This is a genomic window from Bacillus solimangrovi, from assembly GCF_001742425.1.
Taxonomy (GTDB): domain Bacteria; phylum Bacillota; class Bacilli; order Bacillales; family Bacillaceae_N; genus Bacillus_AV; species Bacillus_AV solimangrovi.
Window position 1 is genome coordinate 162867 of record NZ_MJEH01000044.1, and the last position, 19332, is coordinate 182198.

General features: G+C 35.1%; 17 protein-coding genes. 13 read left to right on the plus strand and 4 right to left on the minus strand.

The features are described 5' to 3' along the window. The first annotated feature begins 152 nt into the window (after positions 1 to 152). From trxA to uvrC, 9 genes are all read left to right on the plus strand, one after another. Positions 153 to 467, plus strand: a complete 315-nt coding sequence (gene trxA / locus BFG57_RS14375; protein WP_069718182.1) for a thioredoxin — start codon at positions 153 to 155, stop codon at positions 465 to 467. A gap of 138 nt (positions 468 to 605) precedes the next feature. Then, positions 606 to 1817: a hypothetical protein gene (locus BFG57_RS14380; protein WP_069718183.1), complete on the plus strand. Its 1212-nt coding sequence runs from the start codon at positions 606 to 608 to the stop codon at positions 1815 to 1817. Between the two features lie 185 nt (positions 1818 to 2002). Continuing rightward, a complete protein-coding gene (locus tag BFG57_RS14385) occupies positions 2003 to 2920 on the plus strand; it encodes a lysylphosphatidylglycerol synthase transmembrane domain-containing protein (RefSeq protein ID WP_083249279.1) in 918 nt (305 codons plus the stop codon). Next, a complete protein-coding gene (locus BFG57_RS14390) occupies positions 2917 to 4377 on the plus strand; it encodes an alkaline phosphatase family protein (RefSeq protein ID WP_069718184.1) in 1461 nt (486 codons plus the stop codon). Before BFG57_RS14385 ends, BFG57_RS14390 begins: the two co-directional genes overlap by 4 nt. Further along, entirely contained in the window at positions 4370 to 5116 is a 747-nt protein-coding gene (locus tag BFG57_RS14395; protein ID WP_069718185.1) for a glycosyltransferase family 2 protein, read from the plus strand. Before BFG57_RS14390 ends, BFG57_RS14395 begins: the two co-directional genes overlap by 8 nt. Before the next feature lie 80 nt (positions 5117 to 5196). Beyond that, complete coding sequence (locus BFG57_RS14400) at positions 5197 to 5946, plus strand: hypothetical protein (protein ID WP_069718186.1); 750 nt, start codon at positions 5197 to 5199, stop codon at positions 5944 to 5946. Positions 5947 to 5966: 20 nt separating this feature from the next. Further along, the gene (locus tag BFG57_RS14405) at positions 5967 to 6929 is read left to right on the plus strand and encodes an FTR1 family iron permease (protein WP_069718187.1); all 963 of its coding nucleotides are present in this window, start codon (positions 5967 to 5969) and stop codon (positions 6927 to 6929) included. A gap of 443 nt (positions 6930 to 7372) precedes the next feature. Further along, complete coding sequence (locus tag BFG57_RS14410; RefSeq protein WP_083249280.1) at positions 7373 to 8842, plus strand: glycosyltransferase family 39 protein; 1470 nt, start codon at positions 7373 to 7375, stop codon at positions 8840 to 8842. A gap of 146 nt (positions 8843 to 8988) precedes the next feature. Then, positions 8989 to 10764, plus strand: a complete 1776-nt coding sequence (uvrC, locus tag BFG57_RS14415) for an excinuclease ABC subunit UvrC (protein WP_069718188.1) — start codon at positions 8989 to 8991, stop codon at positions 10762 to 10764. A gap of 116 nt (positions 10765 to 10880) precedes the next feature. On the opposite strand, the gene bioB is transcribed toward uvrC, so the two are convergent. Together bioB and BFG57_RS14425 are read right to left on the minus strand one after the other, a co-directional pair. After that, positions 10881 to 11876, minus strand: coding sequence for a biotin synthase BioB (gene bioB / locus BFG57_RS14420; protein WP_069718189.1), 996 nt, complete (start codon positions 11874 to 11876; stop codon positions 10881 to 10883). Between the two features lie 93 nt (positions 11877 to 11969). Beyond that, positions 11970 to 12404 carry a YslB family protein gene (locus tag BFG57_RS14425; RefSeq protein ID WP_069718190.1) on the minus strand — a complete coding sequence of 145 codons (435 nt, stop codon included), beginning with the start codon at positions 12402 to 12404 and terminating at the stop codon, positions 11970 to 11972. A gap of 446 nt (positions 12405 to 12850) precedes the next feature. Between BFG57_RS14425 and BFG57_RS14430 the strand changes: the two genes are divergently transcribed. The 4 genes from BFG57_RS14430 (at position 12851) to BFG57_RS14445 (ending at position 16763) form a co-directional block, all read left to right on the plus strand. Beyond that, on the plus strand, positions 12851 to 13483 hold the full coding sequence (locus BFG57_RS14430) for a succinate dehydrogenase cytochrome b558 subunit (RefSeq protein WP_069718191.1): 633 nt from the start codon (positions 12851 to 12853) through the stop codon (positions 13481 to 13483). A gap of 59 nt (positions 13484 to 13542) precedes the next feature. After that, positions 13543 to 15321 (plus strand): succinate dehydrogenase flavoprotein subunit, encoded by a 1779-nt coding sequence (gene sdhA, locus BFG57_RS14435; RefSeq protein ID WP_069718192.1) that lies wholly within the window; start codon positions 13543 to 13545, stop codon positions 15319 to 15321. After that, positions 15321 to 16079: a succinate dehydrogenase iron-sulfur subunit gene (gene sdhB / locus BFG57_RS14440; RefSeq protein ID WP_069718193.1), complete on the plus strand. Its 759-nt coding sequence runs from the start codon at positions 15321 to 15323 to the stop codon at positions 16077 to 16079. The genes sdhA and sdhB overlap by 1 nt, the downstream gene beginning before the upstream one ends. A gap of 228 nt (positions 16080 to 16307) precedes the next feature. Then, entirely contained in the window at positions 16308 to 16763 is a 456-nt protein-coding gene (locus BFG57_RS14445; protein WP_069718194.1) for an acyl-CoA thioesterase, read from the plus strand. Between the two features lie 57 nt (positions 16764 to 16820). Here the strand turns inward: BFG57_RS14445 and BFG57_RS14450 are convergent, their stop codons facing one another. Next, the gene (locus BFG57_RS14450) at positions 16821 to 17393 is read right to left on the minus strand and encodes a hypothetical protein (RefSeq protein ID WP_069718195.1); all 573 of its coding nucleotides are present in this window, start codon (positions 17391 to 17393) and stop codon (positions 16821 to 16823) included. Positions 17394 to 17534: 141 nt separating this feature from the next. After that, a complete protein-coding gene (locus BFG57_RS14455) occupies positions 17535 to 19184 on the minus strand; it encodes a sodium:solute symporter family transporter (protein ID WP_069718196.1) in 1650 nt (549 codons plus the stop codon). Positions 19185 to 19332: the final 148 nt, after the last annotated feature.

Below are 19332 nucleotides of genomic sequence, written 5' to 3' on the forward strand. Positions count from 1 at the left end.
ACTTTTTTTACAATTCTTTAAAGGTTGATGTAAGGAACAATATTCATTCGTATATACTATTAGCAAGCAAATAATTGGATATGTACATGCATGTAGTGATATACTGACTACATTATCACAACAAAGTGTATAGTTAAGAGGAGGATTTTATTATGGCAATTGCACATTCTACCGACCAAACGTTTTCAACTGATACAGCATCTGGACTAGTTTTAGCAGATTTTTGGGCACCTTGGTGTGGACCTTGTAAAATGATCGCGCCAGTTCTTGAGGAATTAGATTCAGAAATGGGCGATAAAGTTAAAATTATTAAGCTAGATGTTGATGAAAATCAAGAAACGGCAAGTAAATTTGGTGTAATGAGTATTCCTACATTACTTGTATTGAAAGATGGTCAAGTAGTTGATCAAGTAGTTGGTTTCCAACCTAAAGAAGCTCTTGTAGAATTACTTAACAAACATGTATAAGAAGATTCCGAAGCATGAATTGCTTCGGAATCTTTTTTTTGTTTCATTTTTAGGTTGACAGTGATAATCATTCTTAATATAATTTTAGTTGTGATTGAAAATCATTATCAGTAATTTTACATAAAGGGGAGTAAAATAGTGGATAAAAAGAAAGTTTCATTAATTGGTAGTTTATTATTAGCTGGGGGAATTTTAGCTGGGTGTAGCGCTGACGATAGTGAAGCGACTAAAGAACCAGTAGAGCAAACAGAAGAGCAACCTGCTCAAAGTGAAGAAACAACTGAAACAGAAGAGCAAGTAGCTGAGCAATCAGAAGTGCAAACACAAGTAACAACTTATAAGGGAATTATTGATGAATTATCTAAGGCTAAAGAAGATAAAGAAGTGAATTGGACGACTGTTACTGAAGAATACTCTACAAACTTACAAACTGCAGTTAATGCAGTGAGTGGTGAGTTTGATCAAGCATTAACAGCGGCAATGGAAGGCGGTTTGTCAGGAGACATTAAACCAAACCTTGCTAGACAATTAATCGATAAAACGACTCAGTCTTATTTCTATAAAGTACAAAAAGGTCTTCATAAAGATATAGCTGCGGCAATTGAAGCAGATAAATTAGATGAAGCAAAAGCACTATTTGCAGATTTGAACTATTTAGCTGATGAGGTTTTGATTCCTACTGCTGTAAAACGTGACTCATATTATGAGTTAAATGGTGAAAGTAGTATGGAAGAAAGTATTCGCACAGGTCTAGCTGCACAAGAAGAAGCACTAAATGCAGGGAATGTTGAAGATTTCGTTGTTTATGCACAAGTAACGGATAAGTCAATTTACCGTAGCTATTATTTAGCAGCTCAATCTTATGCTGAAAAAATTGAAAAAGCCGTTTCAGAAGGCTCTGCTAGTGAAGATGACCTTCGTAACATGCAAGCAGAATCATGGGGTTTCTATCAAGCTATTAATGGCTCTTTAAGTGGTGGAGATGAAGAAGCAGCCAATAAATTGAATACGTTATTTAGCTTAAATGAAACAGATCCTGCTTCAATTAAAGGTGAAGAAGTAAAAGACCTATTTGCTAAAGCGTTTATAAATAAGATTGCAATTTATCATGAAAAAGCTCCAAAAGCACTTGAAGAAGGTGATTTAACAAGTGCTAAAGAGAGTGCACTTGAAGGAAATGTATTCTTAAAGGATATTGAGCTGTATTTAATTGATAAGCTTGGCGATGAAAAAACTCAATCAACACTAGAAGTAGCAGAACAGTGGTTTAACGCAATTTCCGAAGAAAATGCGGAAGAAGCGAAAAAACACAGTGACGTAGTTATTGCAACAATAAACGAACTATTATAAAACATACCGAAAGCCGCTGATGATACAGCGGCTTTCGGTATGTAAAGAACAAAGGGATGAGAATGAATTTTCTCCAAACTTTTTGAATTACCTCTTTATGTTATAATTTATTTCTGAGCAATCATGAACTTCAGTAAAAACGAAAAGCTAAAATACTCGTATAACTATTAAGAGGAATACTGTCGATGAAAAAATGGATAAAAAGATTCATAGGAGCATTGTTGATCGTTTCATTTGTACTAATAACGATAAATGCTTTTGAATGGGAACAAATGTGGTTCTACTTACACCCGTTAGTATTATCACCAGTCAAGCTTGCCATGTTAACTTTTTTTTATATAGGAGCATTCATGTGTCGAGCGATTGCATGGCACTTTTATGTGAAAGGTCAGCTAACAATTAAATATGCTTTTTATGGTGTTGGTATAAGTCTATTCGTTAATCATCTTTTACCTTTTAAAGCTGGAGATGCTATTAGAGTAGCAGCAGCTGTGAAGTCTGGTGAATTAGATTGGGAAAAAAGTATCCATTCGGTATTTGTTTTACGATTAATTGATTTGTTATTTCTTGGTCTTGTTGCTGGTATGGGTGTGCTATTATTTGCAGTTCAGTTCTCTTTCCATGTGAGTTATCTATTCATAATTGGAATTGTAATAGTAGGATTATGGATGCTTTTGCGAAGGTTCCAATATATATCACAAAAAATGAAACTACAAATTCATCTTTTAAGAGAGGGATTGTCGGGAAGGACAGGTTTGATAGTAATAGGTTTAACAGTCCTTAGCTGGTGCTTAGAAGGAGCGGTGTTATATTATATTGCAGAGCCTTTGCTTACTCCATATAGTGCAATATGGGTAAATAGTATGGCAGTTGCTAGCGGTGTGTTTCAGATCACACCAGGCGGAATTGGAACCTATGAAAGTGTAATGAGTGCAGCATTAGTTGCATTAGGGGTAGAGCTTACTAACGGTTATCATCTTTCTTTAGCAACTCATGCTTACAAATTTATTTTTTCATACACGTTAGGTATTATTTTGTGGATATCGTTTCGCAATCAATTATCTTTTAATGATATTGTTAGGAAAGGAGGACGTTCAAATTGAAAAAGGCATCGAAGTTTGAAAAGTTTGCAGCAAGATGTTGGAACTTACTTAATGAAGGAAAACCATTTACACCAATTTTTACGATAGGAACAATGATTTTATTTGCGTTTTTTTCGAAAAGTGATTGGACGGTATTGGCAGTAAGTTTTGTTACAATAATACCTTTTTTAATCCTTTATTTCATTTATGATTTTCCGTTATTTTTAAGGAATTTTCTTTGGATACCTTTGATCGCCTATTTATTAATTTGGGGTGAAATTAGTTATACATTGTGGTTGTTTGCAATAAGTTTATATTTCTTTTTTACTGTCTTTTTTTGGGGCACATTATATTATCATTTACGTATCGGTACAACATGGTGGAATTTCACAAGATTTTGGAAGCTCGTACTTAAAAATAGTGATTCGACGAGTGGGAACGCTCAAGAGCAACTTCCTAAAGTATTATTGCTACTATCCTTATGGTATATCCACTATAGTATGTTGATGGATGGAGTAACATTTACATCACTTTCATGGATTCAAATTATCACGTTCTTTGGAGCAACTTGGTTATTTGCGTTTGTTTTGCATCGTTATTTGTTTGATTGGAAACCAGAACCAATCGAAAATTATACTGAAAATGTTTCTCCAAGTGAACACGCTGTAAATGATAAAGTAATTGTTATTGTAATAGATGGAATGAGAAAAGAACGCTTTGAAGAAGCTAATACTCCATTTCTGGATAAGCTACGCTTAGAAGGAACTGAATATGCAAATATGGAGACCGTATATCCAGCTAGAACGGTCGTTTGTTTTTCTTCAATGTTTACAGGAACATATCCATTTGAACACGGTATCACTTCAAATATGGTTTGGAAGTTAGGCATTAAAGTAGAAAGTATTTTTGATTCTTTGAGGAAAGTAAACAAAAAAGGTCGATTGCTAGGAATTGCCCATCTTGTAGATGCGATGGGGGATGATGTTGAGACTGTTACTGCTGTCATGCATAACGATGAAGCTGATCGAAACATTATTGAACGGGCAAAGAAGATCATGGCTGAGCAAGACCCAGAACTACTTATTGCTCAATTAATATCTACAGATCAGACAGGGCATAGCAGAGGAGTCCTCTATGACGAATATATTCAAAAAATAGAAGAGGCAGACCGGTTAGTTGAAGAATTTGTCGGGTGGCTTAAAGACAATGGGAAAATGGAAAATACAACACTTATGATTTGTGCTGACCATGGACAAGCAGATGGTATAGGTGGACATGGTCATTTAGATGAAGGAGAGCGCTATGTACCATTTATTATGAATGGACCAACGATTAAACGAAACCACCTTGTAAAGGAGAAGCACAGTTTAGTATCTATGGCGCCAACAATTGCCTATTTACTTGGTGCACCTTACCCTAGCCATAGTAGAGGTCCAGTTTTACAGGAAGCAATGAGGAGTGAGGGTAATAATGAATAAGCAACGTATTATTGTTTTTCTCCCTGCATATAACGAAGAAGAATCTATTGCAGAAGTGATTTCCAATGTACCACGTTCTTTTCATGACAGGATTGATGTGAAAATCCTACTTGTAGATGATGGTTCATCAGATAATACAGTTGCAATAGCAAAAGAAGCTGGAGTAGATTACATTACTCAACATAAGATCAACAAGGGATTAGGAGCAGCGGTACGTACTGGTTTGCAAGAAAGTGTGAAGTTAGGAGCAGATATTGCTGTTATGATTGATGCGGATAATGAATATCCTGCTTGGCAAATTCCAGAACTAATTGAACCAATTTTAATTGGAGAATCAGATTACGTAATGGGTTCACGTTTTCTCGGAACAATTAACGGTATGAAGCTTCATCGTAGGTTAGGGAATTACTGTTTTACAATGCTTCAAAGTTTGTTATTAAGAAAGTGGATACACGATGGGCAATCAGGTATGCGTGCTTTTTCAAGGCAAGCGGCAGAACATGCAGAAATCGTCCACGATTACAATTATGCACAAGTAATTACATTGAACCTTGTAAGAAAAGGTTTTCGTGTTAAGGAAATTCCAATTCAATATAAAGTACGAACAAAAGGTGAATCATTTATAAAGTTTAGAGCATACATGACATCAGTATTACCTGCAATCTTTACTGAGATGCTCAGACCTGTTGAGAAAGTTTCGATTGATAAACAGGCACATCTTATAAAAGAATTTCAATAGATGAGCAATATTTAAAATTGCTCATCTTTTATTGACATTTCAGTTGATAATCATTATCATTATCGTTAGGGGGAAAAATGATGAAAAAAATTATATACTATTTAATAATGACAATGATTCTCACTCTAACAGGTGTTTCTCAAGCGTTTGCGTACTCATATGGTGATCCTGGAGAAGAGCAAATTGCAGAGGCTTACATAGAGTTAAAAAATCATCTAGAAAACGATAATTGGGACGGTGCGAAACAAGTATACGACACATATGAAAAAGAATTTGATCTTTATTTTACTAAAACAGTTCCACTTATTGCCGAGGGCTTTGAACAAAAAGACAAAGAATTAATTCTTGACTCATATAAAGCAGCACTACGTTTAAATGTTGAACGTCGTTTACATTTTGCTGATGAACAGTTTGAAGATTATGGGCAAGCAAAGTTATTGTTAGCGAAAGCGCGCGGGACTTTTAATATTTTAGCTCCATATGTGCAAGATCAAGAAGGTGATGAATATGTACAAAACGTCTACGCTTCCTTTGATTTAGCTTTACAATCACTTGGAAATCCTGGGCTATTCGGGATAGGAAATCAAGAGAATGATTATGATACATTTCAGCAAGAAACTGAGAATATTATAAAAAAAGTTGAACCATTCTTTGCAATACCAAAAAATGAAGAAGAAGGCAAATCACATTTAACTGAAGAGAATTTGGATTTTTTGGAAGATAAAGAAATCGGAAGTAGCTCTTTTTGGTTATGGTTTTCTGTAGCTCTATTTGCCATTTTAGTATTTATTGTGTTCGTAAATAAATCTAAGAAACAGAAAGAGAAATAAGTCAAGGGGGGAGAATAGAGATGGATTTTCAAGCATTCTTAATTACACTTCGTGAAGCTCTTGAAGCAATCCTTATTGTCGGTTTAATTCTGTCATATTTAACAAGATTAAATGCAGAAAAATATCATAAATGGATATATGCAGGGGTTGTTTTGGCGCTGATTAGTAGTTTCCTAGTAGCACTTTTGTTCCAAGTAGTGTTTACGGGGTTTGCTAGCTTAGGTTCTGAAACATACATGAAAGTTACAATCATGTTTGCTTCGGTCTTACTTCTTACTCACATGGTTATATGGATGAAGAAAGAATCAGCTAGTATTAATTCAAACTTGCAAAAAAAGTTAAATGCTGCTATTACCGCTGGAAGTATTTCTGCACTCATTATTCATACGTATTTAATTGTTTTACGAGAAGGTGTTGAAACGGTTTTCTTCTTCGCAGCAATTGGAGGAGGAGACATTCAGAAGGCTGTGACAAATTATGGAGCATTGAGTGGTTTAATGCTCGCGTTAATTTTAGGCTATTTATTCTTCTCAGGTACGATGAAAATCTCATTAAAAGCATTCTTCAATGTTACTGGTTTTTTAATTATGTTCATTGCTGCAGGACTTCTGGTACAAGGCGTTGGTACTCTTCAAGATTTAGGGAATATGGGTTCTCTTATTGAAACAGCAGACGGTAAACCAGCTGAAATGTATAACATTGTTCATATTATGCCTGAACATTATCAAGATGAAGCTCATTATGAGCGTGATACAGGACAGCAAGTTTTGGTGAGTGGACAAATTGGTTTATTTATGGCAGCGATGTTCGGTTATAGTCATAATCCTTCATTTGAACAAATTGCAGCATACTGGCTTTATTTCGCATTTGTCTTTACTTGGATGTGGTTAATTAACACAGGGAAGATTTCTTATAAATTCCGAAAACAAAAAAGCGAGAATGAAGAATTAAATACGAGTAATGTGAACACTTCAGAAGTGTAAAGCCATACCTCTTTGGCATGACCCGTTAATAACGGGTCTTTTTTTGAGAAAATGTATTATATGTTTGTTTATTTCACTTCACACATATAACAATAGTGAGTTTTAGATACGAGCTTTTTTATTTGTACTAATTGCTAAGACTTATATCAAAGTTATGATAAGTCAAAAATGTTTAAGTTGATAAGTGTTAAGGTACTTGATCATACCATAATTGTCCTCCATTACAATAGTTGACTAGCTAATCATTAGTAGATGGCTAAGTATGACTAGTGCAAATCGAATTATCATTTTAAAAAATGGTGTGATTTTGTTGTTATATCAATATATGTGTAAAATTATTCTCTCGGAATCGTTGCTTTATATATTCGACATAATACGATTACATACATGTAATACTAAATATTTGGAGGATATAAACTGAATGTAAGTGAGGTGGTATCATAGTGAATGTTCGACATTATTTTCAGGGAAATAAAAAAATTAACGGTCTGATCATCATTTTAATACTATTAATTTCTTTAACTCGGTTATTCTTTATAAGTAATTATGCCCGTTCATGGGATGCAGTTGATTTTGCTCTAGGTGTTTTACAATTTGATCTATTACAAATGCAGCCCCATTTTCCAGGTTATCCTTACTTTATTGTTGGTGGTATGTTCTTTAATCAATTCATGCATGATCCAATTGAAAGTTTAATTATGTTAAACATTGTCTTAATTACGACAACTATCTTACCACTATATTGGATTTCTAAGCGTTTTGTTACTGAAAGGAATGCCTTGTTGATTACGGCTTTAATTCAAACAATGCCATATTTGAATATCTTAACTATTCAACCGATGTCAGAAGCAGCGGGAGTTAGCATCTTAATTTGGTATATATGGTCGCTATTTGTAAGTATAGAGAAAAAAGAGTGGAAATATTTGTGGATAACACCATTTTTATTCGGTCTATTAATGGGTATTCGCGTTTCGTATTTAGTGTTCGGTGTTGGATTATTATGGTGCGTGATTGTTGATTTAAGAGACCATAAGGGAAATAAATTGATTCGATTTTTCTCCCATTTTATGCTCAACTGTATTTTTCAACTTATTTGGGTTTGGGGTTTAGTTAGTTCCTTAGGTGGGATCAATTCATTTATGAAAATAGGTTGGGCATTTGTTGAAGGTCACTTTCAAGAATGGGGAGGAACAGCTATTACTGAGCAAGTATCTTTGTTAGAACGGTTTATTCGTTTAACCTTTGAGCAGTGGATATGGAGTTCTTGGTTTGCTCAATCCATTGGGATAGTTTTCATTACTGTAATTACTATTATTATAGGTCTTGTGATGAAAAAGAATAAAAGTGTAGCATATAGTGGCTACTATTTAATAGTAACAATGAGTTCATCGTATTTTATTTGGGTTTTGTTTGCACAAAATATTGATAAACCAAGGCATATTATGCCGTTTACTATATTTGTTTTTATTCTCATATTAATTAAGTTATTTACATATAACAAATCTACTCTATTCTATAGTTGTGTAACGGTTCTTTTGTTCAGCCAGTTTTATTTTAGTATCGGATTAATGAACGATTATAATCGACAAGTACCAGCTACATACCAATTGGCTTATTACTTAGATGACATCGAGGAGCCATTCACGGTATATACATGGGAGGAAACGAGAGTATTGGAATATTTGAATATGCCTTACGAGCATAAACGGTTGTTAACCTACGAGTATTTTTTGGAAGATATCGTTCAAATGAATCATACAATTTTCGTAACTGAACGATTATTACAAGGTTTTCGTTCTCAAGGAATCAATGTCGATGATAAAATAAAAGAAATTGAAGAATTTCATTCTAATCCATTGTTTGATCCTGTATATCATGACATTAAGCTGTATAAGTGGAAAAATGATAATTAGTATGGCAGACTCTAAACTAGTATAGAGGTTACATTTATTATTTGTAGTTGTAATGAAAAGCTGTCTTATTGAACTTTTTATTTAGTTAATCTTTCGTTTAAATACTCATATAAAGTATTTGATCTCATCATAAAGGATATGGTTTTATGAAAGAACTATTAAAAGAAAAGCTTGCGATTCTTCCTGATCAACCTGGCTGTTACTTAATGAAAGATAAACAAGGTACTGTTATCTATGTAGGTAAAGCTAAGGTGTTAAAAAATCGTGTTCGATCTTATTTTACAGGTTCACATGAGGGGAAGACACTTCGACTAGTTAGTGAAATTTGTGATTTTGAATACATCATAACGTCTTCAGATATTGAAGCACTTCTCTTAGAACTTAACTTAATAAAAAAATATGATCCTAAATATAATGTCATGTTGAAGGATGATAAAAGCTATCCCTATATTAAAATTACGAATGAGCGTCACCCTCGTTTAATTACAACCCGTTCAGTGAAAAAAGATGGAGGAAAATATTTCGGTCCTTATCCTAATGTACAAGCAGCAAACGAAACGAAAAAGTTATTAGACCGATTATATCCTCTACGAAAATGTTCAAAATTACCTGATCGAGTATGCTTGTATTACCATATAGGACAGTGTTTAGCACCTTGTGTAAAGGAAATTTCAAAGGAAACGAATCAAGAAATTGTACAAGATATAACTCGATTCTTAAAAGGTGGTTATCAGGAAATAAAAAAAGAAATAAAGGAAAAGATGGTTCATGCTTCAGAGGACTTGGAGTTCGAACGTGCAAAAGAATATCGTGATCAAATTGTTCACATTGAAGCAGTAATGGAAAAACAAAAAATGGCTCTTAATGATCTGACTGATCGCGATGTGTTTGGTTATGCCTTTGATAAAGGTTGGATGTGTGTTCAAGTATTTTTTATTCGACAAGGGAAGTTAATTGAACGTGATGTTTCACTTTTTCCAATCTATGATGTGGCCGAAGAAGATTTCCTTACGTTTTTAGGTCAATTCTATTTAAATAAAAATCATATCAAACCGAAAGAAATTTTCTTGCCTGATTCTGTAAGTAAGGACTTTGCTGAACAGTTATTAAATATTAAAGTACATCAACCACAGCGTGGTCAAAAGAAAGACTTAGTGAAACTTGCGATTAAGAACGCGACCATCGCTTTAAAAGAAAAATTTTCTCTTATTGAAAGGGATGAAGAACGGACAATTAAAGCTGTTGAGAATTTAGGGTTACAACTTAATATTGAAACACCACATCGAATTGAAGCTTTCGATAATTCAAATATTCAAGGAACCAATCCAGTTTCGGCAATGATTACGTTTATTGATGGGAAACCCTCAAAGAAAGACTATCGAAAATATAAAGTAAAAACTGTTGAAGGCCCCGATGATTATGCATCAATGCGTGAAGTTATTCGTCGCCGTTATACACGAGTTTTGAAAGATAATCTCCCTCTTCCTGATTTAATTATTGTTGATGGTGGGAAGGCTCATATGCAAGGTGCAATTGATGTATTGGAAAATGAGTTAGGTCTAGACATTCCTTTATGTGGATTAGCTAAAGATGAAAAGCATCGCACGTCTGAGTTGTTATATGGTAATCCACCACAACCTGTTTCACTCGCACGGAATAGCCAAGAGTTTTATTTACTACAACGTATTCAAGACGAAGTTCATCGCTTCGCAATAACATTTCATCGACAAGTTCGAGGGAAAACAGCTTTCAAATCATCGTTAGACGATATCCCTGGAATCGGTGAAAAACGTAAACGTTCTCTATTAAAAACATTTGGTTCTATAACAAAATTAAAAGAAGCAACATGTGAGGACCTTCAAGATGCAGGATTGCCAAGAAGAGTTGCCGAAGATGTAATCGAGTATCTAACAAAAAAATAATCGTAACTAATTATCGTGTAGATTGCTTTAGTTACGAAGGTATCGTTATATTTTGTTATGTGAAAACCGGAGCATTATATTATTGCTCCGGTTTTTTACATAGTTGCATTGGTTATTTAAGATGTAACGGTGCCTTTTTCTTCAACAATTTCGACTTCAAAGCCAAGATCTTCGATCATTCGATGATCACTTGTAGTTTCTTGACCACTTGTTGTTAAATAATCACCGATAAAAATTGAATTTGCTGCATAAAGTCCTAACGGTTGTAAAGCACGTAAATTTACTTCTCTACCACCAGAAATTCGAATTTCCTTTGTAGGGTTAATCAATCGGAATAAAGAAAGTACCTTTAAGCAATAACGTGGGTCCAATTCACTCGTTCCTTCAAGTGGTGTTCCATCAATTGCATGTAGGAAGTTGACTGGAATAGAATCGGCATCAAGAGCATTCAAGCTATATGCCATATCGACGACATCTTGCTTTGATTCTTTCATACCGATTATAACACCTGAGCATGGAGATAATCCCGCTGCTTTTGCAGTGTGAACGGTATTTACTCGATCATCATATGTATGGGAGGTTGTGATACTGTCATGATGTGTTTCTGATGTATTTACGTTGTGGTTGTAACGATCGACACCTGCGCCTTTAAGTAATTCAGCTTGTTCAGGTTTCAATATTCCTAGGCATGCACAGATTTTTAATGAATATCGGTCTTTAATCTCCTTAACAGTATCAGCAACTGTTTCTACCTCACGGCGACTTGGGCCTCTACCACTAGCTACAATACAATATGTACCAGCTTGCATTTTATAAGCTTGTTCTGCACCTTTAAGTAGAGTTTCTTTATCAAGCATGTTGTACGTGTTGATATCAGTATCAGCAATAGAAGATTGAGAGCAGTAACCGCAATTTTCTGAGCAAAGGCCTGACTTTGCATTCATGATCATATTAAGTTTTACTTTATTACCGTAATGATGTTTCCTAACTTGATATGCTGCATTTAATAAAGAAAGCAACTCCTCATCTGGACAATTTAATACACTAAGTGCCTCTTCATTCGTAATCTTTTCACCAGTTAAACTTTTGTTAGCAAGTACGTTCCAAATCATTATAAAAAAACCTCCTTTTGTTAACTAATTATAATTATAAGTTAACAAAAGGAGGTTGCATAGTTTTTTTGTTACGCCATTGTTAGTTAGATGCTATTCAGATTGAACAGTTATAGTGACTAATTGATTGCGATGTTTTAGTGAATAGGTGGCTTCTGTTATAGTGCCAGTTTGTTGTTGTACTTGCTCGGCGAGAAACCCTGCTTCTAAATTAAATGAAGGGTCTTTTTTATAAGAGAAGCGAGCTGTTACAATCGGCCCTTTTAGTTCATACGTTGTGGTTTTCTTTTTTTCTTTAATTATTTCTAATGTGCCCCATCCAGCTTCGTCAAAAAAATTAATCAGTTCATCTTTTGATTCAATGGTAACGTTTCTTGCTAATCGTTTACCAGCAATATAAATGATTTCATCATAATCTTCGCCTAATAAATCAGGGATTATTAATTCACGTAATAGTTCTTGACTAAAGGCAGTGGTTTCAATTTGTGAAAGTTGTTCTTTCTTTGAAAAAAGATTAGTTGATTTCATATGTAACTCCTTTCTCACATTTATTATACGTTTTTACATAAGATAGGCAATTAAAAAATGATAATTATGTGATCTATTGAACAAATTACTATCTTATAAAAGTAGAAATGTGAAAAACAAATCTATAAACAATAAGAACTAACATAAGAGAACAGCTTGGTTTGATTGGGATTAGACGACAATATATTGAAAGTATTTTTCACTATATTGCAAATGATCGAATATTTTGAAAAAATAATGTACACGTTTTCTTGACGACAGATATGTACAAGAGTACAATAAACTTGTCACAAATTATTCATAGAGGCTTCGTTTTTTTTTGCTTCTGGTACGTGGACTTTTCACGAAACAGGGAGGTTGTCATTAGATATATAAAGATATAAGATAAAGGATTACAATAGTTATTTAATTTTAGTATTGATGAAATTTTATAGGGGGGGATTTATATGGCAGGTAATAAAGAGTTTGTTAATCGTAGATTACACTCATTGCTTGGCGTCATTCCAATTGGTCTTTTCTTAATTGAACATTTAGTTGTAAACTTTATGGCAACTAGAGGTGCAGAAACTTTCAACAAAGCTGCACATTTTCTTGAAACGTTACCTTTCCGTTACTTCTTAGAAGTTTTTGTTATTTTCTTACCGCTTTTATATCATGCAATTTATGGCTTATACATAGCTTTCACAGCTAAAAATAATGTTACAAACTATGGATTTTTCCGTAACTGGATGTTCATGCTTCAACGTGTATCTGGCGTAATAACATTAATTTATGTTGCTTGGCACGTTTGGGAGACACGTATTGCAGCAGCTTTTGGAGCAGAAGTTAACTATGCAATGATGCAAGAGATTTTAAGCAACCCAGCAATGATGGTCTTCTATATTGTAGGTGTTGTTTCAGCAGTTTTCCATTTCGCAAACGGTTTATGGTCTTTCTTCGTAAGCTGGGGTATAACTGTAACTCCACGTTCTCAACGTATTTCTACCTATATAACTATGGCTATATTTGTAGGACTTACTTATATCGGTTTACGGGCATTGTTCGCATTTGTTAATCCTGAGTTAGCTGCTATGTTGTAATGTTATCATTAGGAGAAAAAGAACATTTATAGTAAACATTTGTTAGGGAGTGGGTCATATTGAGTAAAGGAAATCTTATTGTTGTCGGTGGCGGTCTAGCTGGGTTAATGGCAACTATTAAAGCAGCAGAAGCAGGAGTGCATGTTGATCTATTATCACTTGTACCTGTAAAGCGTTCTCACTCTGTTTGTGCACAGGGCGGAATTAATGGTGCAGTTAATACGAAGGGTGAAGGAGACTCACCTTGGGAGCACTTTGATGATACAGTTTACGGTGGGGACTTCCTTGCGAATCAACCACCAGTAAAAGCAATGACAGAGGCAGCACCTGGTATTATTCATTTGCTTGACCGCATGGGAGTTATGTTTAACCGTACACCAGAAGGTTTACTTGACTTCCGTCGCTTTGGTGGTACACAACATCACCGTACAGCATTTGCTGGTGCGACAACTGGTCAACAGTTATTATATGCATTGGACGAGCAGGTACGTCGTCATGAAGTAGCTGGACTTGTAACGAAATATGAAGGTTGGGAAATGCTTTCACTCGTACTTGATGATGAAGGTATTTGTCGTGGTGTAGTAGGTCAAAACTTACAATCAATGGAATCAAAAGTGTTCAAAGGTGATGCCGTTATTATGGCAACAGGTGGTCCAGGTATTATCTTTGGAAAATCTACGAACTCTGTTATTAATACTGCTTCAGCCGCATCTGCAGCTTACCAGCAAGGTGTTAAATATGCAAATGGTGAATTTATCCAAATTCACCCGACAGCAATTCCAGGTGATGATAAGTTACGCCTCATGAGTGAATCGGCTCGTGGTGAAGGTGGACGTGTTTGGACATATAAAGATGGTAAACCATGGTATTTCTTAGAAGAGAAATATCCAGCATATGGTAACTTGGTGCCTCGTGATATCGCAACTCGTGAAATTTTTGATGTTTGTGTTGAGCAAAAACTTGGTATTAACGGTGAAAACATGGTTTACTTGGATTTATCTCATAAAGATCCAAAAGAATTAGATATTAAGCTCGGTGGAATTATTGAAATCTATGAAAAATTCATGGGTGATGATCCACGTAAAGTTCCAATGAAGATCTTCCCTGCTGTTCACTATTCAATGGGTGGTATGTGGGTAGATTATAATCAACAAACAAATATCCCTGGATTATTTGCAGCAGGTGAATGTGATTATTCACAGCATGGTGCAAACCGTTTAGGAGCTAACTCACTTCTTTCAGCTATTTACGGTGGAATGGTAGCTGGTCCAAATGCTGTAGAATATATGAATGGACTTGAGAAATCAACTGATGCGATTGCAGAATCTGTGTTCGAGCGTCAATTGAAGAAAGAAGAAGCGAAAAATAATGAAATTATGAGCATGAACGGTAATGAAAATGCTTATGTCCTTCATAAAGAACTTGGTGATTGGATGACGGCTAACGTTACGGTTGTGCGCGAAAATAGTAAACTTCTTAAGACAGATGAGAAAATTCAAGAGCTTTTGGAACGCTTTAAACACATTAACATTAATGACACTGCAAAATGGTCCAACCAAGGAACAATGTTTACTCGTCAGCTAGAAAACATGCTCCACCTTGCACGTGTTATTACAATTGGTGCATATAATCGCAATGAAAGCCGTGGAGCACATTACAAACCTGAATTCCCAGATCGTAATGATGAGGAGTTCTTGAAAACAACTATCGCGAGGTTTAATCCTGAAACAAATTCTCCTGAATTCAGTTATGAAGATGTAGATGTTTCACTTATTCAACCTCGTAAACGTGACTATTCTAAGAAGAAGGCAGAGGAGAAGAAAGGGGAGACGAAGTAATGAGTGATAACAAAGTTGTTCGCTTTATTATTACACGCCAAGATAAGCCTGACTCGGCTCCTTATACAGAGGAATTTGAAATTCCATACCGCGCCAATATGAATGTAATTTCTGCATTAATGGAATTACGTCGTAATCCAGTTAACACTAAAGGTGAAAAAACAGCACCAATTAACTGGGATATGAACTGTTTGGAAGAAGTATGTGGAGCATGTTCTATGGTTATTAATGGGAAGCCTCGTCAATCATGTACAGCCTTGATTGACCAACTTGAGCAGCCGATTAAACTTGAACCTATGCGTACATTCCCTGTTGTACGTGATTTACAAGTTGACCGTACTCGTATGTTTGATTCATTGAAGAAAGTAAAAGCTTGGATTCCAATTGATGGAACATATGATCTTGGTCCTGGTCCAAGAATGCCTGAAACAAAACGCCAATGGGCATATGAGCTTTCTAAATGTATGACTTGTGGTGTTTGTTTAGAGTCATGTCCAAATGTTAATAGTAATTCTAACTTTATCGGTCCAGCACCGTTATCTCAAGTACGCCTCTTTAATGCACATCCAACAGGTGAAATGAATAAGGCAGAGCGTCTTGAAACACTTATGGGCGATGGAGGACTTGCCAACTGCGGTAACTCTCAAAACTGCGTGCAATCATGTCCAAAGGGAATTCCTTTGACGACATCGATAGCAGCTTTGAATCGTGATACTGCAATCCAATCGTTTAAAAACTTCTTCGGAAGTGATAAGTAAGTCGAACAGAGACCTCTTCACGTGAAGAGGTCTTTTCATAACTATATTCACTTAGTTAAATTAATATTAATTCAGCAAATTGTTTAAGACAGATGTTAAACACTATATGGGTATGAAAAAGAACCTCTCTCTCAGTCAATACTTCATCGAATACCCTTGATTTTGAAGTGGACGTTATAGTTTTAATTAATAAATGAGAAATATTAATAATAGACAGGAGAGAGTGGAATGAGTAAAATTTCGTATATTGATAACTTTACAGATTGGGCTGAGAGCTTTAAATACCATAAAGACATTGAAGTTCGTTTTTCAGAAACAGATATGTTTGGGCATTTAAACAATACTGTTGCTTTTGTTTATTTTGAACAAGCAAGAGTCTCATTTTTTGGAGAACTAGGCTTTATGTCGGATTGGTTAAAGAAGAACAGCGAAACAATTATTGTAACCGCAGATTTGCAGTGTGATTTTATGCAACAAATCTATTTTGGAGATACGTTAGAGGTATATGTAAAAGTCGCTCATTTTGGTAATACTTCAGCTGATTTGCATTATATGGCAAAAACAACAGATGGAAGAGTCTGTTTAACAGGTAGAGGTCGAATTGTCCATATCTCTAAAAAGCTTGGAAAGCCATCACCTTGGACAGATGAGATGATTAATCGTTTAGAAGAGTATAGTGGATAAACAAAAAAGCGGCAATTATTCTTTAGAATAATTGCCGCTTTTATAAAATTAAGTTTCTTAAGATGTTGGTGGTAGTATCATGTAATATACACTAGAAAAGAATACAAAAATCATAATAATAGCGATATAAGCTTTCAATGATGTTAGTTGTTGAGACAACATTAGAGCCTTTGCAGATAAAAAATAGATCCATATAAGTGAGAGGATGATACCCAATAACTCCCACGTTAATAGCGATTGATTAATTGTTAAGTTTACAAGTCCTGGAAAAGCAAGAATGCTAGGTAATAAAATAATGCCACTAATTCTATTTAGAGTGCGTAAAATTCCAGGTCCCCCCAATGCACGACTTCCTGCCCAAAGTAGTAGCGTATATCCTACTCTTGTAAGATAAATCATAATAATACTAAAGGTAATAAAGAATAAAGGAACAAATAAAATTCGAAGTAGAGGAGTTTTAAAGCTCGCAATGTATTCAAAATTATATAAAATTGAAATACTCCCGTATATTAAACCGAGCAGAAGATTTATTAGGTTAGCAGACACATTGAATTTTTCGTCAAGTGCAACTGCTTTTATCGAAGGAGTATGGAGAAATAAAGTTCTTAATATTGTTTGTGATTTGTTCATTGAATGTACCTCCGATCCATTTATTTTCATTGATTACAATTGTAAAGGTATGTATTCATTATATTAATTTTTTTGAAAAACTTAACACTCATAAGCGTTGAACAGTGGAGACATAATGTCCCCACTGAATGAAAGTTTCCTTTATATATTCCATGGCATTAAAGCCCAGATCATAGTTAATGTACTGAGAATAACGACAGTAGCTGCTCCTATCTTACTATTATAGCGAAGCGGATTCACATCACTCCAACCATGGATGCGTTCAACAAGTTTTGCATCAGCTTCTGTTGTTAGGTTATTATTCAGACTTGGCATTTTGTTCGTAACCATTGAGACGATAATATGCAGTAAAAATGCTAAAGGAACACAAAGCATTGCACCTGACAGTCCAAGTGAATCTGTTAATCCATGCCCGCTTACAACAATTGAAGGGAATACGAAAGGTGAAACAATAACATAAAGTGCACCAGCGATAATAGTTGATGTGATTGCTCCATATTTATTTGCACCTTTCCACCATACACCTAATAAAATAATTGGTGCGTTTGTAACAGCAGCTAACCCGAAAGCCCATAAAATACTAACGACGAGAAATGCAGGTGGTTTGATAGCTAGTAAGATACTAATAAATCCACCAATTGAAATTGATAAATATCCTAAACGCACCTTTGTTTTAGCAGAAATGTTTGGTTTTAATGTGGTGATAATGTCTTGTGACAATAACGCACCAATTGCAAGTAGATTGCCACTTAACGTCGAGATACCAGCCGAAATAGCTCCAGCGATAACAAGTGCTGTTACCCATTCAGGGTTGTACACTAAGTTCAGGATGAGCGTTAATTTGTCTGCATCTTCTGCAGCAATGATTCCACCGTTTGTACTATTGAAGTACACGCCTGCAAATCCCATTGCATATGTAGCGGAGAACACAAGTCCGAGTACTAATGCAAACCATACCATAGCTTGGCGAGCACTTTTTAAGCTAGATGCAGTATAGATGCGCATTGCTAAGTGAGGTAATCCAAGTGAACCAAGTGTAATTGCAGGTATAATTGAAAAATACCATTTGGAGTCAAACTGGTAATCAAAGAAAGTAGGCATAGCTTCTAACATAGATGGTACCATGTCTGCGTAAAGTAATGGTGGGAAATACCAACCTGATGCCCCCATTGCTTTCATGATTGCTCCTAGGGGAACAACGAACATTAAAGCAATAATAACCATTTGAACGGCAGCGTTATTCGTAGCACCACTCATTCCTCCAATCGTGACATAACCAGTAATCAAAATACCACCAACAAATAATCCTGTCATATATGGAATACCAAATAGCATTTCGAATGTTTTAGCAACACCGATCATTTGACCAAGTGCATACATAATCGAAATTAGAATCATCCATAAAGCAACGATAATTGCGGCTTTATTACCATAACGCTCTTTTACAAAATGTGCAGGTGAAAATGCTCCCATACGACGAAGACTAGTGCCATAGATGATAGTAATAAGGGGGATAGCTAAAATCATTTGAATCCATAAAAATACAAACGGTGCTTGAAGTTTTAAAATTAACCCTGTTACGCCAAGGAATGTTGCTAAACTCATATACGTTGATGCCATCGCTAAGCCATTAGTAATTGGTCCAACACCACCACCAGCAGCATACAAGTCTTCAACTGACTTACTTGAACGGTTAGAAAACCAACTGATAAGGTAAAAAATAATAAAAGCGACTCCGATAACAACTAATCCGATCATTGGATTATCTAATTGCCATGATTGACCTTGCATTAAATGACCTCCTTCGTTTCGTTGTTTCTATCTCTATTTTTTTCATTTAGTTTATTTTCAGTTTCAATAGCTTCGTCAATTTTGTTTCCTAGTTTACCAGCGATGATTGTTAAGGCTAATACTCCAAACCATCCCATTAAGATCGGAA